The sequence below is a fragment of the Microbulbifer aggregans genome (assembly GCF_001750105.1).
Lineage (GTDB): Bacteria > Pseudomonadota > Gammaproteobacteria > Pseudomonadales > Cellvibrionaceae > Microbulbifer > Microbulbifer aggregans.
The window spans coordinates 175,827-198,076 of the sequence record NZ_CP014143.1; the positions used below are offsets into that span (position 1 = coordinate 175,827).

The following is a 22,250-nucleotide window of genomic DNA, read 5'->3' on the forward strand; positions in this document are numbered from 1 at the left end:
GTGAGAGAAAGCGGCGCATTATAGCGGATAAATGGCCGTCGATGCGCCGCTGGCCACGCTTCCGGTTGCGCTAGCCCTGGCCCGGGTTGCCACGCCTCAGTTCTGCCAGCTGATGGACTGCCAGTAATGCCAGGGATCCGTACATCAATAACATCGACACCATATAGGCGATAGCGGCACCAGTGGCCTCCAGGCGGGGCACCAGCAGCCATAGCAACACCACCTGCAGCAGCGCACAGGCGGCGAGGGTGCCGAAAGTCAGCAGGTTATGCCCGCGGTACTTGAAGTAAGTCGGGGCCACACCGAGCAGCACTGTGGTGGCGATGGTGACAGAGAGCAGGCGAAAAGCGGTGCCGCCCTCCTCCGCAAACTCCGGCCGGAACAGTTCCATCAATGGATTGGTGAACAGGAACACCATCGCGAGGAACAGCCCCAGGGTCGGCACCAGCCACAGCAGCCGCACCCGGCGATAGCGGTTAACCGCCCGGTAGTCTCCGTATTCCATCAATACCGAGAGCTCCCGGGCATACACCCTGTTGGTCGCCACGGCCAGGATTGCCGCCACGCTGGCCATCGACAATGCCGCGGCGTAAGCGCCTGTGGCAGCTGGCGAGGGTTGCAGCCAGTCCAACATCAACACCGCGACCTGTGCCACCACCCCCATACCCAGGCGATAGAGCCAGAACGGCAGTGATGCGCGCCGCCAGCCGGGCCGCTGCGCCGTCGATTCACAGCCCCGGCGCGAACCGGTCCAGGTCCGGTGTACCCAGTAACCGAGCGCCACCAGTGCTGCCAACCAGCCGCCACCCCAGCAGACAATGGCCGTAACGCCGGTTAACGCGAGCGGAAGGAACACCACGAGCGCGACCAGGACCAGGGCCACCAGCGGTACCAGCAGCAGAGTTGCAACTGCGGCCCGTACGCATTCGCCGGTGGCACTCAGGACGGCAGCGAGAAAATTCACCAGCACGGCGACCGGCACAAACAGGCAGCAAAGATAAACCGCATGGAGGGTATCCGCAGGGAACTCGCGCACCTCGCGCGCCCAAATTGCGGCGAGCGCGCCCACGATGAGGGCCCCACCGAGGATGCGGCAGACGCCAAAGCGGAACAGATCCGCGGCCAGCTGCCACTGGCCGCGATCAAACTTGCCCGGCATCAGTCTCAACGCGTACTTGTCCAGCCCCTGCGCAGCGATAGCCAACAGCAGCAGATAGAATGCGGCAGCAACCACGTAGGCTTCAAAGGCCTCGGCATCGAGGAGGCGGGCCAGCAACAGCGTGACGGTGAAAGTAAGCAGCTGGCCGACCACGCCCACAGCAGCGAGGCGACCCACCTCGGTCAGGTGCTCTCGTCGCTCCCGCTCAGCATCAGCCATGTATGACACCTAGCCCTCGCCAGGAGGGGCAGGCAAAGCGCAGCACCACGAGCCATGAGCTTTGCGAGCTAACAGGCCCTGGTTGCTACGCCGATTGGGGTTCGAAGGGATCGGGCACTCAAATCAGTGCCGCAATAACGTATCCAGCTCGTCTACCACTTCGCACCAATCCGAGTCATCCAGAATCGCCTCCTTCAGAAACTCGCGCTGCCCGTCAGACCAGAATGGCGCTTGGGCCAGCTTCTGGTCGCCGGCCAGGTGGTGGCGGGCGATAAATTCGTCGATGGCAGCGTCCTCAGAAGCGAGACCCAGCTGCGCGAACAGGTCATTCAGGTTGTGATGTGTAGAAGTATCCATTGCGGCTCCAGCTGAAAGTTGCATAGGTTTGCTTCCGCCTCCTATCGATCAATTATAGAGGGCACATCCCGCCGCAGTGATCGTCACCGACGCCTTTCCCCAGCCAGCAACTCTGGCTTGCGTCGCAGGGACATCACCATATTGGCGCTTAAGGTTTTACCTTGGGGTTTTGCCCCCGCAATTCAACCGGTGCTCTACAGCCATCGGTTCTGGCACTTTTGCCTCCAGCTTGTGAGGAGCCGGTCGATTTTTCTCTGCAAGATCCCCGAAATGATTAATGCGCCAACTTTGATCTGGATCACAGCCTTAATCGCTCGCGGGCCTCATTACGCCGCGCCGCGTATTGCCCGTCGACACTAGATTGATATTCTCAATCCCGCTCAACGGGCAAAAATTAATTCCAAAAATAACGTAATCGACGAGGAAATAACTATGGAAAGGTTCTTTGCAAAGAAGACACCGCTGGCACTCTGTGTCTCGGCGCTCTGCCTGATGGGGCAAGCCCCCGTGGCCCTAGCACAGCAGGCGCAGGCCACCGAAGAGCGGGAGTTGGAGCTGGTGGAGGTTACCGGCTCCCACATTAAACGTGCCGAGATGGATGGCCCTTCTCCTGTGGCCAGCCTCAGTGCGGACGACATCGCCGCAACTGGTGTCACCGATCTGATTGGCCTCTTCAGCAAGCTGCCCATATCAGGACAGGGCACCTTCTCTACCCAGGCCAACAGTAGTGACGATACTGCCAATGGCGGTTCGAGTGTTTCACTGCGAGGGCTCGGTGCGGATTCGACATTGATTCTCGTCAACGGCCGCCGGGTATCGGTCAGTCCCTTCGCGAAGAATATCGATACCGCATTCGTCGATATCAACAATATTCCACTGGCGGCCATTGAACGTGTCGATGTGCTTAAGGACGGTGCTTCCGCTACCTACGGCTCGGACGCCATCGCCGGGGTAATCAATATCATCCTGCGGGATGACTTCGATGGAGTTGAACTGTCAGGCAAAGTTGGCGGCACTGCTGATGGCGGCGGTAGCGAGAGCAACCTCAGCATGGTGTGGGGCAATGTCACCGACAACAGCAGTCACACGTTCATTCTCGATTATTTCAACCGGGATGAGATCCTTTACGCCGACCGGGACTACTCCCGCTCCGCCAATCAGGCGGCGCTGCGCCCCGGTGACCCGTTTGCCACCGATTTCCGCAGCTCCGCGGGCATTCCGGGCACCATTGAACTCGCATCGGATCCCTCTACTCGCGTCCCCGACACTTTCGGCAGCGACATCTGCGCCCCTGAAGAGACTGTTGGCGATTTTTGTCGCTACGACTACGCGCCATTCATGAGTATGGTTCCCTCTTCCGAGCGCGTGAGCTTCAATTACCTGGGCCGCTACACCGTCACCGACAGTATCGAGGCCTTCGCGGAAATCAATGGTCAGAACACCAAGACGACCGTCAAAGGAGCGGGTAGCCCCAGCTTCGAAGAGCTGTTTATGAGTGGTGACAACCCCAATCACCCCTTTGCCGATGTCCCCACAAGCCCCTTCTATCAGCAAGACCTGACCATGCGCCGGCGCACGGTGGAAATCGGCAACCGCCGCAAGGAAGTGGAATCCGATTACTTCCGCAGCGTGATGGGGCTTGAGGGACAACTGGGAGGCTGGAACTGGGAGGCAGCGTACAGCTATATCAAGAGCGATGCCGTAGAACGCGGCGTGGATGGATTCCCCAATTCCCGCCGGGTGCAGGAGGCAATCGACAGCGGACTGTGGAACCCCTTTGAACCCTCTTCGAACTCTGCAGAGGCACTCGCCTACATCGAAACGACGACCAGCCGTGTGGGCAAGTCCACCACCCGCTCCTACGATGTACAGCTCTCCGGCCCGATCATGGCCATGGCCAGTGGTGACCTGATGCTGGCGCTGGGCGCGGAACACCGTCAGGACTCCATCAGCGACAACCCCGACGACCAGTTCCTGCGCGGCGACATCTTTGGCACCGAGGCCACCCAGGCCAATGGCAGCCGCGACAACACCGCCGTGTTCGCCGAGCTGGCGGTACCGGTTCTCGACACACTGGAAGTCCAGCTTGCCGCTCGCCACGAGGACTACAGCGATTTCGGCACCACGACGGACCCAAAGGTGTCATTTCTGTGGTCCGCCATGGATAACCTGTCCTTCCGCGGCTCCTGGGGCACCGCTTTCCGCGCGCCTTCACTGGCACAACTCGGCCTTGGCCGCACTGATGAATCCCCCAACCTGGTGGACGATGTCCGCTGTGAGGCGGTGGGGAATATCAACAAGGCCTGTGAGCCGCAGGAATATACCGCGGTATTTGCCGGCAACCCCGATCTCGGACCGGAGGAATCCGAGAGCTATAACCTGGGCATGATCGTCAATCTCGATGAGCAGCTGGTGCTGACGCTGGACTACTACAACTACGATATCGAGAACATCATCGATTCCGATACCCAGTATGTGTTCAGCAACCTGGGCAACGATCCTGTCGTGGTCGTACGCCGTCCCACCGCCATCGCCGGAGACCCGGGTGAAGTCGTACTCATCAACGACTCGTTCCAGAACCTGGGCGACCTGACCACCAACGGTATCGATCTGGATCTGCGCTACAACCTCGACACCGACTATGGCAGCTTCGGGTTCTCATACGTGATGAACTACATGCTGGAGTACGAGGAGCTGCGTCCCGCAGCTGACGGTGGTACTCGCGTCAATCGCGAAGCGGGAGATTACGAACTGCCGGAAATGCGCTGGACCGCCGCCATGGACTGGAATCGCGACAATATCTCGGCCCGCCTGGCGGTCAACTTTATCGACGAATTCGCCCAAGACGCCGCGGTGCAGCAGCCCGGCATGAGTGACATTGACTCGATGACGACGGTAGACACCACGGTGAACTACTTCGGCTTTGACAAAGTCACGGTCACTCTTGGGGTTACCAACCTGCTGGATGAGGAACCGCCGATGGACTATGCGGACTTCATGGGTTTCACCCCGACAGTCCACAGCGGTCAGGGGCGTTTTGCCTACCTCTCCTCCACCTACACTTTCTGATTGGCTGACGCCAGCTAACAAAAGGGCCGCTCTCCAGTCCGGGGAGCGGCCCTTTTTGGTTGGCAACCTGCTCGCACCGATTCCAACTCCCGGCACGAGATCTTATTGATTAATCAGGGCGCGGGGTTCGGGTTCTCGCAATGGATGGCCTCGATGCCATCCAGAACCGCCTGATCGAGCTTGAGGGAGACACTCTCGATATCGCTCTTCAGCTGATCCATGGTGGTCGCACCGATGATATTGGACGTCACGAAGGGCTGCTGATTGACGAACGCCAGTGCCATCTGTGCAGGGTCCAGACCGGCCTCACGGGCCAAGCGCACATATTCTGTCGTCGCTGCCTCCGCCCGCGGGCCGGTATAGCGCTGGAAGCGCTCAAACAACGTCAGGCGCGCGCCCGCCGGTTTCTGTCCGCCCAGGTATTTGCCGGACAGGGCCCCAAACGCCAGCGGCGAATAGGCCAGCAGTCCGCACTGTTCGCGGATCGCCATTTCCGCGCAGCCAACCTCAAAGGTACGGTTCAGCAGGTTGTAAGGATTCTGGATGCTGGCGATGCGTGGCTTGCCCAGTGCCGCCGACAGTTTCAGGTACTCCATCATGCCCCAGGGCGTTTCATTGGAAATACCGATATGGCGCACTTTGCCCGCTTTGATCAGTTCCTCGAGCGCATCGACCGTTTCGGCAATGGCAATACCGTCGTCGCTGCCGTGCTCGTAGCCTAGACGGCCAAAGAAGTTGGTCTGCCGCTCGGGCCAGTGCACCTGGTAAAGGTCGATATAGTCCGTGCGCAGACGCTGCAGGGATGCGTCGCAAGCGGCAAAAATCTGCTCCCGGTTCAGGCGGGGACCTCCGCGAATATGGCCGACGCCGGAATTGGATTCCCCCCGACCGGTCACCTTGGTAGCGAGAATGCACTTGTCCCGATTACCGCGCGCAGCCAGCCAGTTGCCGATATATTCCTCGGTACGCCCCTGGGTTTCCGCCCGCGGCGGTACCGGGTACATCTCGGCGCAGTCAATAAAATTGACTCCCTGATCCAGCGCGTAGTCCAGCTGCTCGAAAGCGTCCGCCTCAGTATTCTGTTCGCCGTAGGTCATGGTGCCCAGGCAAATCACACTGACTTCCAGGCCGGTGGTGCCCAGCTTGCGGTATTCCATGGAGAAGCTCCTGTCACTCAAAGATGCAGGGCATTATGCAGGATGAAAGCTACGAGTTGCAGGATGCAGTACGCGAAGAGAGAGGGGAAAGCAAACTCAGGAGGAGAAAAGCCGGAGCGACGGATGCCGCCCCGGCTGCGGGCCATTACTGGAAATTAGCCTCCACGATCGGGCTGATGTCCGCGTCGTAGTCGACACCGGCTACACCAAAGCCGAACAGCTTCAGGAAGTCCGCCTGGTAACCCTTGTAGTCGGTCAGGTCAAACAGGTTTTCCTCGGTGACTTCCGGCCACAGCTTTTCGATCTTGGCCTGGGTCTCCGGGCGCAGCTCCTTGTCGTCCATGCGATAACGGTTATCGCTGTCGAGACGTGGGCTGTCGGTGTAAAGCCCCTCCGTATACAGGCGGTAAAGCTGTTCGATACAACCCTCGTGGGTGCCTTCTTCCTTCATCACCTTGTAAACCAGGGAGATGTACAGGGGCATCACCGGGATTGCGGAACTGGACTGGGTCACCAGCGCCTTCAGCACCGCCACGTGGGCATCTGCCTGACCGCTGGAGGTAATTTCCTTGGCCGCGCGGTCCAGGTCTTCTTTCGCCTTGCCGATGGTGGCGTGACCGTAGATCGGCCAGGTCAGCTGCTCACCGATATAGGTGTAGGCGACGGTCTTGCAGTCATCGGTCAGCACGCCGGCCTTAGACAGGGCATCAAGCCACAGTTCCCAGTCCTCACCACCCATGACCTTTACGGTCGCTGCGATCTCTTCCTCATTGGCGGGCTCGAGGGTGATATCAGAGATCTCCAGCTTGTCGGTGTTGAGGTTGCGGGCGGTATAGGACTTGCCGATCGGCTTCAGCACCGACGAGTGGAGCTCATCGGTCTTCGGATCCTTGCGGCGCGGGGAAGCGAGGCTGTAGACAACCAAATCTACTTTGCCCATATCCTGTTTGATCATCTCGATGGCCTGGGCTTTCACCTCATCGGAGAAGGCGTCGCCATTGATGCTCTTGGCATACAGTCCGGCCTTGTGTGCCTCTTCCTCGAAGGCGGCCGCATTGTAGTAACCGGCGGAAGCGGTGCGCTTCTCGGTCGGTGGCTTTTCAAAAAACACCCCCAGGGTGTTGGCACCACTACCGAAGGCAGCGGCAATGCGGGAAGCCAGGCCGTAACCGGTGGAGGCGCCCACCACCAGTACGTTTTTGGGGCCGCCGTCGATGGGGGATTGCGCCTTGATGTAATCGATCTGCTCGCGCACGTTGGCAGCACAGCCCTGCGGATGGGCGTTGGTACAGATAAAGCCGCGCACTTTTGGCTGAATGATCATGCCGAATTCACTCCCTTTTCAGTTGGGGATAGAGGGTGCCGCGCAAGCCTAGCCTCAACGCGCACACCGTAGTTGTCCGGTAGCCGCAACCCGGCTGTCGACGTGGTCGACCGGTCACGACAGGCTGCCCATTCTACGGGGGATCCCCGGTCAGTCCAGAGGCAGGGGCGACGCCGGCAAATCTAGCTGTCCAGAATCTCCGGGGCCTAGGCCAAAGCAGCCGAGTCACCCGGACGGCCGAGCCGGGAAATGCCCCGGGCCGGGGCAGCGAGCCCGACACTGGTGCGCTGACCAGAGACGACCAATAGTTCACGGAGCTGGAAGCCGCCTTTTGTGGCCAATCGCGGGTGGCACGGATAGTGCAGTTATCCCGGTGAGTGAATTCTTGCCACCGGCCGGGTGCCGCGACGGATCGCGGCCCCGTTCACTCGCAACCCATTCAAGCAAGAGGCAGAGGTACCCATGAAATATTATTCCCGTCACTTTGTTAAACCCGCGGACCTGAACCCGGCCCAGCGCCTGTTCGGCGGGCAACTGCTGGCCTGGATTGACGAGGAGGCCGCGATCTTCGCCGGCTGCCAGATGGGTACCCCAATGGTAGTCACCAAACTGATGTCGGAAATTGATTTTGTCAGCTCCGCTTTTTGCGGTGACGTTGTGGAGTTCGGCTTTGAAGTGGTCGATATCGGCCGCACCTCGCTCACTGTTCACTGCGAAGTGCGTAACAAGCAGACCCGCGAACGGATTCTGCAGGTGGAGCGTATTGTTTTCGTCGCCCTGGATCTCGAGGGTCGGCCGACACCGCACAAAAAAGCGGGCATGACTGTCGCGCAGGCACGGCAGGAGACAGAGGAAACACTTGGCGAGCAAAGACTGGCTGGATAGCCAGACTCAGTGGCTGCGCTTATTGCTCCAGTAGGGCATAAAAAGCAAAAAAGCCGGGCTCAATGCCCGGCTTTTTCATTGTGCATCTGACAAAGTCAGCTGAGACTTCAACGCAGCAACAATAGCGGCTTTTCCGTATTCAACAGCATCTTGGCGGTGATACTGCCCATCAGCAGGTCCCGCAGACGATTGTGGCTGAAGGCCCCCATGACGGTGAGATCGATATCGTGCTCGCGCTGGTATTCGATCAGCGCTTCCACCGTCTTTCCGGTCAGGCGGTTGGCCGTGACATTGAGACCGGCCGCTTCCAGCTCCGCACTGCCTTCTGCCAGCAGGGTCTCCGCTTTCTCGGGATCTCCCACAAACACCAGGTGACAGGAGATGTCACGGAATGCCGGGCTGTCCGCCACCATACGCAGAGCCTTGCGGGCCGCCTCACTGCCATCATAGGCCAGCATGATCCGCGCAGGCTGCGTGAAATCCTGGTTCACCACCAGGATGGGCTTGTGCAGGGAGCGGACGACGGTTTCCAGCTGCGAGCCCAGCCCCTGCTGATCCTCGCCATGCTCCTCACCGCGGATACCGAGCACCAGCACGCGGATATGGTCTTCCAGTTCCACCAGGGATTCGGGCAGGCTGTCATGGCGCTGGCAGGTCTCCACCTGCTCGATACCGGACTGGCCCGCCCGTTCGCGGGCGGCCTGCAGCATCAATTTGCCCTGCTGCACCAGCAGTTGTGCCCGCTGCTGCTCCAGAGCTGTCAGCTCTTCCAGCAGCTCCTCCTGGCTACCAAAGCCAATACTGCCGGACAGGTCCGCCACTGCGGGCACATTGCTGCGCTCGATATTGTGCAGGAGCTTGAGCGGGGCGCCGGTGCGCGCGGCAATCCAGGCCGCGTAATCGCAGACCGCACCGGTATAGCGGGAGCCATCGACACAGGTCAGCACCACCGGCTCACCACCATTAATGGATAACGATTTATTGTTATTGTCGTTGTCGCTCATCAATGTCCTCCGAGGACTCTTTCAATCTCTTCGGGCTTGTCGTGCACACCAAAGCGGTCGACGATAGTCTCACTGGCTTCGTTCAGGCCCACCAGTTCCACTGCGGCGCCCTCGCGACGGAATTTCACCACCGACTTGTCCAGCGCATACACGGCGGACACATCCCAGAAGTGGGCACGGCTCAGATCGATCACCACTTTATCGACCACTTCCTTGAAATCGAACGCCTCCACGAACTTGTCGGCGGAGTTGAAGAACACCTGCCCGACCACCCGATAGGTGCGGCAGCTGTTTTCCTCATCCAGTTCCGAGGACACGTACATGAAGTGGCCGACTTTGTTGGCAAAAAACAGGGCTGCCAGCAAGACGCCGACCAATACACCATAGGCCAGGTTGTGTGTCCACACTACCACAACCACCGTGGCCAGCATGACGATATTGGTGGACAGCGGGTAATGCTTGAGGTTGCGCACGGAGTCCCAGTTGAAGGTACCGATGGACACCATGATCATCACCGCCACCAGTGCCGCCATCGGAATTACCGCTACCCAGTCACTGAGGAACACCACCAGCGTTAGCAGGCCGACACCGGCCACCAAGGTAGAGAGCCGGCCGCGACCACCGGATTTCACGTTGATCACCGACTGGCCGATCATCGCACAACCAGCCATGCCACCCATGAAACCGGTCGCAATATTGGCAATGCCCTGGCCCTTGCACTCGCGGTTCTTGTCGCTGGTGGTATCGGTCAGGTCGTCAACGATGGTGGCAGTCATCAGGGACTCCAGCAGGCCCACCACAGCCAGTGCCGCCGAGTAGGGGAAAATGATCTGCAGGGTCTCGAAATTCAGCGGTACATCGGGCCACAGGAATACCGGCAGGGTATCCGGCAGATCACCCATATCACCCACGGTGCGAATATCGATACCCATCACCACCGCGACGGCGGTCAGTGCCAGGATGCACACCAGTGGTGAGGGGATGACCTTGCCAATCACCGGGATGTAGGGGAACAGGTAGATGATGCCGAGACCTGCTGCGGTCATGGCGTAAACCTGCCAGCCGGCGCCGATCAGCTCCGGCATCTGCGCCATGAAGATCAGGATCGCCAGCGCATTGACGAAGCCCGTCACCACTGCCCGCGAGACAAAACTCATCAGGCTGCCGAGCTTCATGTAGCCAGCGATGATCTGCAGTGCACCGGTCAGTAGCGTGGCTGCCAGCAGGTACTGGAGCCCGTGCTCTTTCACCAGCGTGACCATCAGCAGCGCCATCGCCCCTGTGGCCGCGGAAATCATACCGGGGCGCCCACCAACAAAGGCAATCACCACCGCGATACAGAAAGAAGCGTACAGACCAACCCGGGGATCGACCCCGGCGATGATAGAGAAGGCAATGGCCTCGGGGATCAGCGCCAGGGCGACCACCAGGCCCGCCAGCACATCGCGGCGGATGTTGCCGAACCAGTCGGCTTTCGTCGAAGACAGCAGCATAGTGAAGGGAGTCCAGTGCGGATGAACAACAATTGATCAAAAAAAGGGCGCGCACTCTAACACGAGCCCCTCTCTCCATAAAGAAACCGGCCCTGTCCGGCCCGCGGACGGACGGACAGCGGACACCTCAAGCGGACACCTGACATTCCCGGGGAAAGCACCAGGAAGCCAAAATAACCAGCAATTTCAATAAGTTACACCGCCTCCCCAAACTGGCACAGCCCTTGCTATCTCTCTGGCAAAGCGACCCGTCGTAGATTCCGGCGGGGACTGCATCCGAATCCGGTGGCTGCCGCGTCACACACAAGCGGGGCGCCCCGGAAAGCAAGTTCAGTGAAGGAACGGAATAAGAATGATCAGAGATACCTCCGGGCAGGATGTGGTTCTGCAGGCAACCCCCCTCTGGAAAAAGCCACGCAACATTCGCCTGGCCGCTGCTGCAGTCGCGACTGTGGTGTTCCTGTACTGGGGCGTGAACAGCTGGGTGAACACCAGCCGGTTCGACGGCACCCTGTCCCTGTCCCAGATCAATATCGCCCAGGTTGAACGCGGCGACCTGACCCGGGATCTGGTGGTCCAGGGCCGGATGGTGGCAGCCAACAGCCCTACCCTCTACAGCCCGGCGCAGGGCATCGTGAAGTTTGCCGTAAAGGCCGGTGACACTGTGGAGGTGGGACAACTGCTGGCAGAGGTGGAGAGCCCGGAACTGGACAGCGAGCTGGCACAGCAGCGGGCACTGCTCAACAAGCTGGACGTGGAACTGCAGCGGCAGAAGATCCAGGCCAAGCGTCAGCAGCTGGAGAACCGCCAGCGCGCGGATCTGGCCAAGGTCACCCTGGTCGCCGCCCAGCGCGAACTCAAGCGCGCCGAGCTCTCCATGGAAAAGCAGATCATCTCCCAACTGGATTTCGAGAAGGCTTCCGATGACCTCGCCCGCGCTCGGCTGGAATACGAGCAGGCCGAACAGAACGCGGCCCTGGAGCAGGAAGCCCTGGCCTTCGAAACCCGCACCCTCGAGCTGCAGCTTTCCCAGCAGAAACTGCAGGTGGAGGAACTGGAGCGCAAGGTCAAGGAGCTGCACATCACTTCACCGGTCAGCGGTACGGTGGGCAGCCTCGCCGTGACCCAGCGCAGCGCCGTGGCCCGCAATGCCCCCCTGATGACCGTTGTGGATCTCTCCAGTTTTGAGCTGGAAGCCGCAGTACCGGAGAACTACGCCGACGACCTCGGCCTCGCCATGGCGGTGGAGATCAACCTGGGCGGTCGCAAGCTCCCCGGCGAAATCACTGCCATCTCCCCGGAGGTCATCAACAACCAGGTGCAGGCCCGGGTGCGTTTTACCGAGCAACAGCCGCAAAACCTGCGTCAGAACCTGCGCCTGACTGCCCGCATCCTGCTGGAAAACCGCACCGATGTAATGCTGGTTCGTCGCGGTGGCTTCGTCGACCAGAGTGGAGGCCGCTACGCCTGGAAGCTCAATGGAGAGGGCGAGGCCTTGCGGGTGCCGATCCAGATCGGCGCGCTGGGTCTGAATCAGGTGGAGATCGTCTCGGGCCTGCAGGAAGGCGACCAGATCATCATCTCCGCCGCAGAGGAACTGGAAAGTGCGCAGCTGATTGCGTTGAAAGATTAATAACCAGCGGGGGCTGGACCTAAGCCAGTGCTTAGGGACCAGCCACCTGTACCAAACAACACACTATCCGAAGAGAGACCGCATTAACGGGTCTCAAGAGCAGGCCCCTCAGGTCAGCGACAGAGTCACTTGAAACTGAACCGGAAAGCATAGCTCTCCGGAGTACCGGAACAAACTTAAGAGAAAAGGGAAAGCACCATGCTGAAAATGCACAACATCCGTAAGAGTTATCGCACCGATACCATCGAAACCCACGCCTTGCGGGATTTCAGCCTGGAGGTGAACGAGGGGGAGTTTGTCTCGGTCACCGGACCCAGCGGCTCCGGCAAGACCACCTTCCTGAATATCGCCGGCCTGCTCGAGACCCCGACCGGGGGGGAATACCGGCTGGATGGCGAGGACGTGAGCAATCTTAACGATCACCAGCGCTCACGCCTTCGCAATGAAAAGATCGGCTTTATTTTTCAGGGCTTTAACCTGATCCCGGACCTGAATCTGTTCGACAATATCGATGTGCCACTGCGCTATCGTGGCTTCAATGGCAAAGAGCGCAAAAAGCGCATCGAAAAGGTTCTCGAGCAGGTTGGCCTGTCAGCCCGTGCCAAGCATCTGCCGGCTCAGCTCTCCGGAGGTCAGCAACAGCGCGTCGCTATCGCCCGCGCTCTGGCCGGCGAACCCCGCTTCCTGCTCGCGGACGAACCGACCGGTAACCTGGACTCCCTCATGGCCCGCCAGGTGATGGAACTGCTGGAATTCATCAACGAATGGGGAACCACCATCGTGATGGTGACGCACGACCCGGACCTTGCCCGCCGTGCGCACCGCAACATCCAGATCGTCGACGGCCAAGTCTCCGACCTGCACCGGACCACCGCGCCCGCCGCAGCGGAAATCGCATAAGGGAGAGCAGCCATGATTGGATATTACCTTTCCCTGGCCATCCGCAGCCTGCGCTCGACACCGGTGCTGAGCGCGCTGATGGTGGCCGCGATCGCCGTCGGTGTGGGGGCGGCAATGACCACCCTGACCCTCAACTACATGATGTCGCGCAATGCACTGGCGGAAAAAGACCAGGTGCTCTATGCCGTGCAGCTGGACAGCTGGTCCGCCACCGAGGGAGCCGACAACCCCAGTGAAATGCCCTGGCAGGTTACCTACCAGGATGCGGTACGCCTGCTGCGTTCCGATATCCCCTCCAACCAGGTTGCCATGCATCGCTGGGGCGGCCCCATCACGCTGGAAGATTCTGAGATACGTCCCTTCATCGCGGACGCCAGGGTTACCAGCCGTGACTTCTTTGCCCTGTTTGATGTGCCGTTTATTTATGGCGGAACCTGGGCTGCAGAGGCCGACAGCAGTCCGTTGCAGCAGATCGTACTCTCCGAGGAAACCAATGAAAAACTGTTTGGTGGAGAGAACAGTGTGGGTCGCACCGTCAACTTTAATGGTGTTCCCTTCACCGTTGTTGGTGTGACCGAACACTGGCAACCCAGCCCCAAAGTCCACGACCTGAACAACGGCCACTTTAATGATTCCGCTGAAATATTCTTGCCGTTTGGACTGCACCGCCAGTTCGAGATCTACCCCTGGGGTAACACCAATGGCTGGAAGTCCGAGGAGATCAACAGCTACGAAGACCGGCTGAACAGCGACATGGTGTGGCTGCAGTACTGGGTCCAGCTGGACAGTGCTGAGCAGGTGGAGCGCTATCAGGATTATCTCACGGGCTATATTCGCGATCAGAAAACACAGGGCCGCTTCCCCCGCCCACTGAAATTCGGGCTCAGCAACCCCTCCCAGTGGCTGCTGCTGAACGAGGTGGTGGACGGTGATGACCGCATGCTCAACTGGCTGTCACTGGCCTTCTTAATGGTGTGCCTGGTCAACGCGGTGGCTTTGCTGCTGGCCAAGTTCCTGCGCAAAGCGCCGGAAGCGGGTGTACGACGGGCTCTGGGCGCAAGCCGCAACGCGGTGTTCAGCCAGCACCTGGTGGAGAGTGGCTGCGTGGGCCTGGCCGGAGGACTGGCGGGCATCCTGCTGACGCTGGCGGGCCTCGGCCTGATACGGCAACTGCAGATGGGCTATATGGACCGCGTCGCGTCCATGGACTGGACGATGATGCTTGCCGCCATCGGCCTCGCCGTTCTGTCCAGCCTCCTGGCGGGCCTTTACCCGGCCTGGCGCATCAGCCGCACCAACCCGTCCATCTACCTGAAGACCCAGTGAGCCGCGAGGTCAGAGAGGAAATAACTATGTTGGAACTGAGACCCATTTTATCGGCGCTCTGGCGCCACAAGATCTCCGCCCTGCTGATTGCACTGCAGCTGGGCCTGACCCTGGCCATTGTCAGCAACGCCCTGGTAGTGATCGACGAGCGCACCGAGCGAATCTCACGGCCCACCGGCGTCGCTGTGGAAGATATTAATAGCTTCGGCTTCCTGGCGATTCCAGAGGACTATGACAAATTCGAGGCATTTCGGCTCGACCTGGATATGATTCGCTCGCTGCCCGGTGTCGCCAGCGCCACCATCAGCAACCATGTGCCGCTTTCCGGCAGCGGTTCTGCCAGTGGCTTTTACGACGCGCCCAATATGGAAGTCGGAGCCACCAGTGCCAACTACTACACCGTCGACGAGCATTTCATCGATGCATTGGGAATGAAGCTGACCGCTGGCCGCGGCTTTTCACCCGAGGAGGTCATGCAGGTAGGCGCCACCAGCAGTGAACGCCCCAAAGTCGCTGTCGTCACACAGAAGTTTGCCGATGAGATGTTTCCGGAAGGCAATGCCCTCGGCAACGCCTTCTTCATGGGCGGTGACGACCATCCCATCGAGATCGTCGGCATCGTAGAGCGCAACCTCGGCCCATGGCCCAACTCATCCGTAGCCGGCCGCGGTGTTTTCTATCCGGCAATAATGGACCAGTGGTTCTACTACATCGTGCGTGCAGAACCGGGGCAGCGCGACGCGGTGTTGAAACTGGTCGAGGAGAAACTGGCCGAGCGCGATCCCAATCGAGTGATTAACGCCGACACTCTGCAAGAACAGAAAGATCAGTACTACGCCGGTGACAACACCATGATCAAGGTACTCAGCAGTGTTGTCATCCTGCTCACCTTCATCGTTGCTCTTGGCGTTGTGGGGCTGACGGTGTTCTGGATCACCCAGCGCCAGAAGCAGATCGGTGTGAGGCGTGCGCTGGGAGCAACGCGTGTCGCTATCGGTCGTTACTTCCTGCTGGAAAACCTGATCATCGCCGCCACCGGGATTCTGCTCGGCTTTGCCGCAGCACAGATTTTCAATGGATTCCTGGTCCGGGAGTTTGACCAACCCGCGCTGCCACTAGTGGTGACACTCACCTGTGCCCTGGGTCTGCTTGGCGTCAGCCTGGCAGCGGCACTGGTACCGGCAATTCGTGCAGCAAACATCTCGCCAGCCACCGCCACGCGCAGCGTATAAAGTGCTGTAGACTATCCCCTTCCGGAACGGGCGCTCGCGCCCGTTCACACTTTCACACCTCGAGCGTAAGCATGGATACAGTTCTTGTCATCGATGACAACTCCGGCATCATCTCTGCCCTGGAACTACTGCTCTCTCTGCATCAGATCGAAGTCGTCAGCGCCCTCACTCCCCAGGCCGGCCTGCAGCTATTGCGCGAACATCCGGACATCGGCCTGGTCATCCAGGACATGAACTTTACCGCAGACACCACCTCCGGTGAGGAGGGGCGTGAACTCTTCTACGCGATCCGGGAAATCAGCCCGGACCTGCCGGTAATTCTGCTCACTGCCTGGACACAACTGGAAATGGCGGTAGAGCTGGTCAAGGCCGGTGCCGCCGACTATCTGGGCAAGCCCTGGGATGACAACAAGCTCATCGCCACCGTCAAGAATCTGCTGGAACTCAATGACCTGCAGCAGCGCCAGCGGCAGAGCCAACAACGGGCCATTGCAGCGCGCGAGCGACTGCAACATAATTTCGACCTGCAGGGTATTGTTTACCGCAGCGACGGAATGCAGAAACTGCTGGAAATGGCGACCCAGGTCGCCCGCTCCGATGTACCGGTACTGATTACCGGCCCCAACGGCGCCGGCAAGGAAAAGATCGCCGATATCCTGCAGGCCAACTCACCACTGCGCGATGGCCCCTACATCAAGGTCAACGTGGGTGCACTGCCCGAGGAGTTGATGGAGGCGGAGCTGTTCGGAGCCGAACCGGGCGCATATACCGGTGCTGGCAATCGAGCTCGACTGGGACGTTTCGAGGCCGCAGATGGCGGCACGCTGTTTCTCGACGAAATCGGCGAGCTGTCAGCCAGCGGGCAGGTCAAGCTGCTGCGGGTGCTGCAGACGGGCGAGTTCCAGCGCCTCGGCAGTAGCCAAACGCGGCGGGTAAGCGTCAGAGTAATCAGCGCAACCAACGCCAACCTGCCAGCGCTGATCGAAACCGGCCGGTTCCGTCAGGATCTCTTTTACCGCCTCAACGTCATTGAGCTGCAGCTGCCGCCACTATGCGACCGACCCGACGATATCCTGCCATTGGCACGGAGTTTTCTGCCTGAGGGTAAACAACTCTCTCCCGACGCCCAGCAGGCACTGGTGCGCTACAGCTGGCTTGGCAATGTCCGGGAACTGCAGAACACCATGCAGCGCGCATCGGTACTGAGCCAGTCTGAGACCATCGACGCGCACACTCTCGCCCTGCCAGTGCAGGAGAAAAGCAGCCGTCCAGAAGTCAGCTTTGAGCCCAGCCGCGAACTGCTGGAGCGTACGCTGGCCAGCTGTGACGGTGTCATCGCCCAGGCCGCTCGTGAGCTGGGTCTCAGCCGCCAGGCGCTTTATCGTCGTCTGGAGAAATACGGTATTCCCTACTGATGTGGCCACGACTGACCCTGGAAGCGCGGATCACCGCGGCGGCGCTTGCCGCAGTCCTAGCGGGCACGAGTGTGCCTTTCCTGCTGATCGAGCTGGGCGCAGACACCCGACTCGCCTGGGCCGGCGGATTGCTGCTGGCCGTGCCAATAGTGCTGGTGTTACTGCGCACAGTCACCGGCCCACTACAGAGCGGCCTCTCAACACTCGAGGGGGGGCTGCTCAACTTCCGTGATGGGGATTTCTCCGTTTCCCTGGCGCTGGATCGCCGGGATGAACTCGGCCGTATCGCCACGCTTTACAATGAAGTCAGTGAAATCCTGCGGCGCGAACGGGCCCACATCCACCAGCGCGAACTACTGCTGGATACCGTCATCCAGAGCTCCCCACAGGCACTGCTACTGGTCGATCAGTCCGAGCATGTGATCTATGCCAACAGCAGCGCTCGCCACCTGCTCCACGGCGGCCGACCTGTGCAGGGACTCACGCTCGCACAGCTGCTGCCGCACTGTCCGCCAGAACTGGCGAACGCGATCGAGAACCGTGAAGAGGGGCTGTTCAGCTTCACCGATAGTGATGGCAGCCACACCATGCATCTGGGCAACAGTGTCTTTGTACTGAACGCGCAGAAGCACCGACTCATCTTGATCCGCGATATGACCCGGGAATTGACCCGAGCCGAAGTGCAGGTCTGGAAAAAGGTGATCCGGCTGATCAGCCATGAACTGAACAATTCCCTCGCGCCCATCTCCTCCATGGCCCACAGCGGCATGATGTTGGCGGAACGCATCGATAAGGAAGGCGGCAGCCCGGAAGCCAAGTCGCTGGCGAGAGTGTTCGATACCATTGCCGAACGCTGCCGGCACCTTACCGAATTCACACAGGGCTACGCGCGTTTTGCAAAGTTGCCTGCCCCCAGCTGTGAAGAGGTTCCGTGGCAGCGATTGCTGGACCGGCTTGTTCCGCTGCAAAGGTTTTCGCTCCGCGGAGCACTGCCGGACCGACCGGGATATTTCGATCCGGTGCAGCTCGAGCAAGCGCTATTGAACCTGCTCAAGAATGCTGCCGAATCGGGAAGTCCACTGGAGGAAATCGAAGTGGAGGTTCACTCCGATCGACGCGATCAGCAGATCATCGTGCGGGATCGCGGCAGTGGTATGAGTGAAAAGGTATTACAGCAGGCTCTGCTGCCGTTTTACTCCACCAAACCCCAGGGTGTCGGTCTTGGCCTGGCGTTGTGTCGGGAAATTGTCGAGGCCCACGGAGGGCGACTGCAGCTGCGCAACCGTGACAATGGTGGCCTGGAGATCTCACTGTGGCTCCCTCAGCGCAGCGACTGAAAATTATCAGCCACGCACAGCGGGGGTGATTGTTTTTCGGCGCCCGCAAGCAAGACAGCGTTTGAGAATGCCTTGCATTCCGTTTTGCACCCCCTGCCCGAACACGGAAAAACTGAAATTCGGCTACTAGACTTTCGCTAACGGTCTCTGCACTCCGGCGCCCTTTGCCGGTCAGCCGTTGTGAAATCCACCGTCTCACATTAGGAGCCGAATCATGAGTGATTCAAAATCCGGGATCGAACGGCGCAAGTTCCTGCGCCTGATGGGTTGTTCCGCGGTGCTGATCCCCGCGGTAATGCTGCCGGACAACCAGGCCCGCGCCCAAGGCAAAGCCAGCAAAGAGGCCGTGCAGTATCAAGATACGCCGAAGAATGGGCAGAAATGCAAAGACTGCCAATTCTGGACCGACCCTAATGCCTGTCAGGTAGTCGAGGGTGAAATCAGCCCAGAAGGTTGGTGCAGCCTATACGTGAAAAAAGCTTCCTGAATCACTCCGCCGGACCAAGTAGTGGGTGCCTTCAGGGTGCCCGCTATCACACTGCAACCTGATAAAATCGCACATTAAGCCCCCGCATCACTTATCAGGTCCTTCTGCTAATAAAACACCGGCCTTCTTTTGCATCCGAACAGACTGGCACAGGCGCTGCTGGAAGCAATTCGCAGACACAGAGCAGATGCCGGCCAAGGCTGACCGGCAGAAGAGGAGATAACGGTGGGAACAGTCGGAGATGACCTATCGCAGAGAGCGCGATGCGGGCAGCTCTCCGCTATTTGTACAGTTACCGGGTCAGTTACTGGGTTAGTTACTTGGCATCACTGGGGTAAATCGACCGGCAGCGCAGATTGCCAGTGATCATCCAGCATTCACTGCCGTCCGGGCATTCGGCCCCCGGATCGATGACTTCGGCACCCTCGGGGCAGTGACTGACCGCTGCGGTAGCGGCTGTACACCATGCGCCATTCATTAGCTGGTAACAGCCACTGCTATCGAAACCGCACTGCTCCGGATAATTTATGGGAATGTCGCCGGTGAGACATTCCCGTGGAAAGGCTGGTACCAGAGCCAAAGGCAGGGTGCTATCCGGAAACCCCGGGTACACGGGGTGGCCGCTCAGGTCACCCCAATAGCCGTCAAAACTGGTGCCCGCACAGCCACCCAGAATCACGCTTGTGGCCGCTAGAGCGAGGAGTTTATTTCTCATAGACAATACACCGCTTGCCCCCTGCGATATCGAAGCATTGAGCAGAGGAAGGACAGATGGACCCCGGTGCCAATTCCTCGGCATCTCCAGGGCAGCTGTCGTAATTGGCTTTCTGTTCTGCATGGGCCGGTGCGCGAGGAGTCGGGGGCGTGTAGGGATACACCACTTCGCTACGGGGGTCCGGTGTACCACAGGCGGATAACAAGCTCGCCGTCGTGAGGGCAGAAAATAGTCCGAATATCTTACGCATAGGAATTGCCTTCATCGTTTGCCCGGTTTGGCCACAGCCGCAGGTGGGCATGGATTCAGTAGACGCGCATTACCGGAAAAAACCAGCAGGCAGAGCCCGCGCTCCCCATATCGGCATCGACTTCACAGTGACGACTGGCCGCGGGGGGGAGCTGGGAATTGGGCTGGAAGTTACCGACTTCGACAAAATCCGCCGAGGTAGCGTGCTCGTCGGGGTCAAAGAAGAACGGGTCGTATCCTTCCGGTGCTTCCGAGGGCAGAAAAATGCAGCCTTGTAGCGCCAACGTAGCAACCACCGGCAGTGCGAACATCCCTATGCGCTTCATTTCCGAATACCTCTCTCTTTCGAAGTTGCGCGACTGGTCCGTACTCTCTGAGTTTAGCTGGCGGGGGAATCGGCTTGCGCCCGGCGCGGTGAGATCAGCGCCCAATTCGACAAGTATGTGAAAAAAGGCGAAAACGTGGGACCGGAGAGGGAAAGAATAGCCTGAGAGGCTCTGTATTCAGGGGAAGGAGATCCCAGCCGGCAGCGATGCCCCCGACCGGGAAAGCAGGATGGCACGCACCTGAGGAGATACGCGCCAAGCGGGCTTTACAGCAACAGCTTGCGCACGTCGCTCAGCACGCTGACCATATAGGTCATGAAACGTCCTGCATCACCGCCGTTTACCGCGCGGTGATCGTAAGAAAGCGCCAGCGGCAGCATCTTGCGGGGCACAAATTCCTTGCCATTCCAGACCGGCTGCACGCTCAGCTTGGAAACGCCCAGGATGCCGACCTCAGGCGCATTCACGATCGGGGTGAAACCGGTACCACCGATAGCGCCGAGGCTGGAGATGGTGAAGCAGGCACCCTGCATATCGCGGGGCTTCAGCTTGCCATCGCGGGCTGCGATCGCCATCGCGGTAGCCTCTTCCGCCAGCTCGTACAGTCCCTTTTTATCCACGTCGCGGATAACCGGAACCATCAAACCTTTGGGAGTATCCACAGCCATACCGATATGGACGTAGTCCTTGTGCACAATGTGCTCACCGTCGTTGTGCAGGGATACGTTGAAGCTCGGCTCGGCGCGCAGTGCGGCGGCGGCAGCTTTCAGCAGGAAAGGTACCGGAGTCAATTTCACACCACGCTTTTCCGCCTCGGCCTTCATGGACTTGCGGAAGTCCTCCAGCTCGGTGATGTCCGCATCGTCAAACTGGGTCACGTGCGGCACGTTGAGCCAGTTGCGCGACATATTGGCCGCGGTGAGCTTGTGAATCTTGGTCATCGGCTCGACGTTGACCGGGCCAAACTGGCTGAAGTCAATCTCCGGCATCGGCGCAATACCGATACCGCCGCCGACACCAACAGCGCCACTCTCGGCCTTCTTCACCTGCTCCTTGATATAGGCATGCAGGTCGTCCTTGGTTACGCGGTTGCGCGGGCCGGTGGGCTTGACCTTGTTCAGGGTCACACCCAGTTCCCGGGCCAGTTTACGCACGGCAGGGCCGGCGTAGACTTCCGCAGACGGGGTGAGGTCACGCTCCAGGTGATGATCTTTCTGCGGCGCTGCGGGTGGCTCCTCCGATGCCTTTACCACCGACTCGCTGGACTCAGCTTTTTTGGGAGCCCCCTCGGCCGGTTTCTTCTCTGCCTTTGAGGACTCGGCTTTCTTGCCACCGCCACCGGACGTGGTTTTCAGCACACCCAGCTTGTCGCCAGTGGAGACCTTGTCGCCCTCTTTGACGTCAATGGACACTACCGTGCCGGCGAATGGCGCTGGTACGTCCATAGAGGCCTTATCGCCCTCCACGACAATCAGTGAGTCGCCCTCGGCCACTTCATCACCGGCCTGCACGCTGATCTCAATCACATCTACAGCGTCGGCGCCGCCGAGATCCGGCACTGTGACCGTTTCGTCTTTCTCCTGACCGCCGGCGGACTCCTCTTCGTCGCCACTGTCCTCCGATGCGGACGACTCTTCTTCCCTGGGAGCTTGCTCCTCGGCGGACTCAGTTTTTTCCTCCTCCGCAGAGGAATCATCGCCAGCCGCCTCGGTTTCGATCTCGGCGATTACATCGCCCTCGGAAACCTGGTCGCCTTCGGAAACGGAAATACTGAGGATCTTGCCGGCCATCGGCGCAGGCACGTCCATGGAGGCCTTATCGCCCTCCACCACAATCAGTGAATCCTCAGCGGCAACGGTGTCCCCCACCGCCACAGTGATTTCAATTACATCTACCTGATCGGCGCCGCCGAGATCAGGCACTTTAATGACTTCTTTTGCCATGCTATTTGCCTTCTTCCTAT

General features: G+C 59.6%; 18 protein-coding genes. 9 read left to right on the plus strand and 9 right to left on the minus strand.

The genetic code is table 11. The features are described 5' to 3' along the window. Nucleotides 1-70: 70 nt before the first annotated feature. Nucleotides 71-1,378: a lipopolysaccharide biosynthesis protein gene (locus tag AUP74_RS00745; protein ID WP_069945877.1), complete on the minus strand. Its 1,308-nt coding sequence runs from the start codon at nucleotides 1,376-1,378 to the stop codon at nucleotides 71-73. Between the two features lie 123 nt (nucleotides 1,379-1,501). After that, the gene (locus AUP74_RS00750; RefSeq protein WP_069945878.1) at nucleotides 1,502-1,735 is read right to left on the minus strand and encodes a DUF2789 domain-containing protein; all 234 of its coding nucleotides are present in this window, start codon (nucleotides 1,733-1,735) and stop codon (nucleotides 1,502-1,504) included. Nucleotides 1,736-2,167: 432 nt separating this feature from the next. Here AUP74_RS00750 and AUP74_RS00755 point away from each other — a divergent pair, with 432 nt between their 5' ends. Beyond that, the gene (locus AUP74_RS00755; protein ID WP_069945879.1) at nucleotides 2,168-4,804 is read left to right on the plus strand and encodes a TonB-dependent receptor plug domain-containing protein; all 2,637 of its coding nucleotides are present in this window, start codon (nucleotides 2,168-2,170) and stop codon (nucleotides 4,802-4,804) included. Nucleotides 4,805-4,917: 113 nt separating this feature from the next. On the opposite strand, the gene AUP74_RS00760 is transcribed toward AUP74_RS00755, so the two are convergent. Together AUP74_RS00760 and fabV are read right to left on the minus strand one after the other, a co-directional pair. Further along, nucleotides 4,918-5,961: an NADP(H)-dependent aldo-keto reductase gene (locus AUP74_RS00760; RefSeq protein ID WP_069945880.1), complete on the minus strand. Its 1,044-nt coding sequence runs from the start codon at nucleotides 5,959-5,961 to the stop codon at nucleotides 4,918-4,920. A 145-nt stretch (nucleotides 5,962-6,106) separates the two neighbouring features. Then, nucleotides 6,107-7,285 (minus strand): enoyl-ACP reductase FabV, encoded by a 1,179-nt coding sequence (fabV, locus tag AUP74_RS00765; RefSeq protein ID WP_069945881.1) that lies wholly within the window; start codon nucleotides 7,283-7,285, stop codon nucleotides 6,107-6,109. A gap of 462 nt (nucleotides 7,286-7,747) precedes the next feature. On the opposite strand from fabV, the gene AUP74_RS00770 reads away from it, so the two are divergent. Beyond that, nucleotides 7,748-8,170 (plus strand): acyl-CoA thioesterase, encoded by a 423-nt coding sequence (locus AUP74_RS00770; protein WP_069945882.1) that lies wholly within the window; start codon nucleotides 7,748-7,750, stop codon nucleotides 8,168-8,170. 107 nt (nucleotides 8,171-8,277) lie between these two features. Here the strand turns inward: AUP74_RS00770 and AUP74_RS00775 are convergent, their stop codons facing one another. Next, nucleotides 8,278-9,174 carry a universal stress protein gene (locus AUP74_RS00775; protein ID WP_069945883.1) on the minus strand — a complete coding sequence of 299 codons (897 nt, stop codon included), beginning with the start codon at nucleotides 9,172-9,174 and terminating at the stop codon, nucleotides 8,278-8,280. Further along, nucleotides 9,174-10,667 carry a SulP family inorganic anion transporter gene (locus AUP74_RS00780; protein WP_069945884.1) on the minus strand — a complete coding sequence of 498 codons (1,494 nt, stop codon included), beginning with the start codon at nucleotides 10,665-10,667 and terminating at the stop codon, nucleotides 9,174-9,176. The genes AUP74_RS00775 and AUP74_RS00780 overlap by 1 nt, the downstream gene beginning before the upstream one ends. 352 nt (nucleotides 10,668-11,019) lie before the next feature. On the opposite strand from AUP74_RS00780, the gene AUP74_RS00785 reads away from it, so the two are divergent. From AUP74_RS00785 to AUP74_RS00815, 7 genes are all read left to right on the plus strand, one after another. Then, on the plus strand, nucleotides 11,020-12,300 hold the full coding sequence (locus tag AUP74_RS00785; RefSeq protein ID WP_069945885.1) for an efflux RND transporter periplasmic adaptor subunit: 1,281 nt from the start codon (nucleotides 11,020-11,022) through the stop codon (nucleotides 12,298-12,300). Between the two features lie 198 nt (nucleotides 12,301-12,498). Beyond that, nucleotides 12,499-13,200, plus strand: a complete 702-nt coding sequence (locus tag AUP74_RS00790; protein WP_069945886.1) for an ABC transporter ATP-binding protein — start codon at nucleotides 12,499-12,501, stop codon at nucleotides 13,198-13,200. A gap of 12 nt (nucleotides 13,201-13,212) precedes the next feature. Beyond that, the gene (locus AUP74_RS00795) at nucleotides 13,213-14,526 is read left to right on the plus strand and encodes an ABC transporter permease (RefSeq protein WP_069945887.1); all 1,314 of its coding nucleotides are present in this window, start codon (nucleotides 13,213-13,215) and stop codon (nucleotides 14,524-14,526) included. Between the two features lie 26 nt (nucleotides 14,527-14,552). Then, nucleotides 14,553-15,758 (plus strand): ABC transporter permease, encoded by a 1,206-nt coding sequence (locus tag AUP74_RS00800; RefSeq protein ID WP_069945888.1) that lies wholly within the window; start codon nucleotides 14,553-14,555, stop codon nucleotides 15,756-15,758. A gap of 71 nt (nucleotides 15,759-15,829) precedes the next feature. Continuing rightward, nucleotides 15,830-17,173, plus strand: a complete 1,344-nt coding sequence (locus tag AUP74_RS00805; protein WP_069945889.1) for a sigma-54-dependent transcriptional regulator — start codon at nucleotides 15,830-15,832, stop codon at nucleotides 17,171-17,173. Beyond that, a complete protein-coding gene (locus AUP74_RS00810) occupies nucleotides 17,173-18,510 on the plus strand; it encodes a sensor histidine kinase (protein ID WP_069945890.1) in 1,338 nt (445 codons plus the stop codon). Before AUP74_RS00805 ends, AUP74_RS00810 begins: the two co-directional genes overlap by 1 nt. 214 nt (nucleotides 18,511-18,724) lie before the next feature. Then, the gene (locus AUP74_RS00815) at nucleotides 18,725-18,997 is read left to right on the plus strand and encodes a high-potential iron-sulfur protein (protein ID WP_069945891.1); all 273 of its coding nucleotides are present in this window, start codon (nucleotides 18,725-18,727) and stop codon (nucleotides 18,995-18,997) included. Between the two features lie 316 nt (nucleotides 18,998-19,313). On the opposite strand, the gene AUP74_RS00820 is transcribed toward AUP74_RS00815, so the two are convergent. From AUP74_RS00820 to aceF, 3 genes are all read right to left on the minus strand, one after another. After that, on the minus strand, nucleotides 19,314-19,712 hold the full coding sequence (locus AUP74_RS00820) for a hypothetical protein (RefSeq protein WP_145924278.1): 399 nt from the start codon (nucleotides 19,710-19,712) through the stop codon (nucleotides 19,314-19,316). Nucleotides 19,713-20,017: 305 nt separating this feature from the next. Further along, complete coding sequence (locus AUP74_RS00825) at nucleotides 20,018-20,287, minus strand: hypothetical protein (protein WP_145924279.1); 270 nt, start codon at nucleotides 20,285-20,287, stop codon at nucleotides 20,018-20,020. A gap of 266 nt (nucleotides 20,288-20,553) precedes the next feature. Continuing rightward, nucleotides 20,554-22,230 carry a dihydrolipoyllysine-residue acetyltransferase gene (gene aceF, locus AUP74_RS00830; RefSeq protein WP_069945894.1) on the minus strand — a complete coding sequence of 559 codons (1,677 nt, stop codon included), beginning with the start codon at nucleotides 22,228-22,230 and terminating at the stop codon, nucleotides 20,554-20,556. Between the last annotated feature and the right edge of the window lie 20 nt (nucleotides 22,231-22,250).

Bases quoted from the DNA above. Each gene is read 5' to 3' on its own strand.
- AUP74_RS00745 (WP_069945877.1), bottom strand. From the start codon at position 1,378: ATGGCTGATGCTGAGCGGGAGCGACGAGAGCACCTGACCGAGGTGGGT.
- AUP74_RS00750 (WP_069945878.1), bottom strand. From the start codon at position 1,735: ATGGATACTTCTACACATCACAACCTGAATGACCTGTTCGCGCAGCTG.
- AUP74_RS00755 (WP_069945879.1), top strand. From the start codon at position 2,168: ATGGAAAGGTTCTTTGCAAAGAAGACACCGCTGGCACTCTGTGTCTCG.
- AUP74_RS00760 (WP_069945880.1), bottom strand. From the start codon at position 5,961: ATGGAATACCGCAAGCTGGGCACCACCGGCCTGGAAGTCAGTGTGATT.
- fabV (WP_069945881.1), bottom strand. From the start codon at position 7,285: ATGATCATTCAGCCAAAAGTGCGCGGCTTTATCTGTACCAACGCCCAT.
- AUP74_RS00770 (WP_069945882.1), top strand. From the start codon at position 7,748: ATGAAATATTATTCCCGTCACTTTGTTAAACCCGCGGACCTGAACCCG.
- AUP74_RS00775 (WP_069945883.1), bottom strand. From the start codon at position 9,174: ATGAGCGACAACGACAATAACAATAAATCGTTATCCATTAATGGTGGT.
- AUP74_RS00780 (WP_069945884.1), bottom strand. From the start codon at position 10,667: ATGCTGCTGTCTTCGACGAAAGCCGACTGGTTCGGCAACATCCGCCGC.
- AUP74_RS00785 (WP_069945885.1), top strand. From the start codon at position 11,020: ATGATCAGAGATACCTCCGGGCAGGATGTGGTTCTGCAGGCAACCCCC.
- AUP74_RS00790 (WP_069945886.1), top strand. From the start codon at position 12,499: ATGCTGAAAATGCACAACATCCGTAAGAGTTATCGCACCGATACCATC.
- AUP74_RS00795 (WP_069945887.1), top strand. From the start codon at position 13,213: ATGATTGGATATTACCTTTCCCTGGCCATCCGCAGCCTGCGCTCGACA.
- AUP74_RS00800 (WP_069945888.1), top strand. From the start codon at position 14,553: ATGTTGGAACTGAGACCCATTTTATCGGCGCTCTGGCGCCACAAGATC.
- AUP74_RS00805 (WP_069945889.1), top strand. From the start codon at position 15,830: ATGGATACAGTTCTTGTCATCGATGACAACTCCGGCATCATCTCTGCC.
- AUP74_RS00810 (WP_069945890.1), top strand. From the start codon at position 17,173: ATGTGGCCACGACTGACCCTGGAAGCGCGGATCACCGCGGCGGCGCTT.
- AUP74_RS00815 (WP_069945891.1), top strand. From the start codon at position 18,725: ATGAGTGATTCAAAATCCGGGATCGAACGGCGCAAGTTCCTGCGCCTG.
- AUP74_RS00820 (WP_145924278.1), bottom strand. From the start codon at position 19,712: ATGAGAAATAAACTCCTCGCTCTAGCGGCCACAAGCGTGATTCTGGGT.
- AUP74_RS00825 (WP_145924279.1), bottom strand. From the start codon at position 20,287: ATGAAGCGCATAGGGATGTTCGCACTGCCGGTGGTTGCTACGTTGGCG.
- aceF (WP_069945894.1), bottom strand. From the start codon at position 22,230: ATGGCAAAAGAAGTCATTAAAGTGCCTGATCTCGGCGGCGCCGATCAG.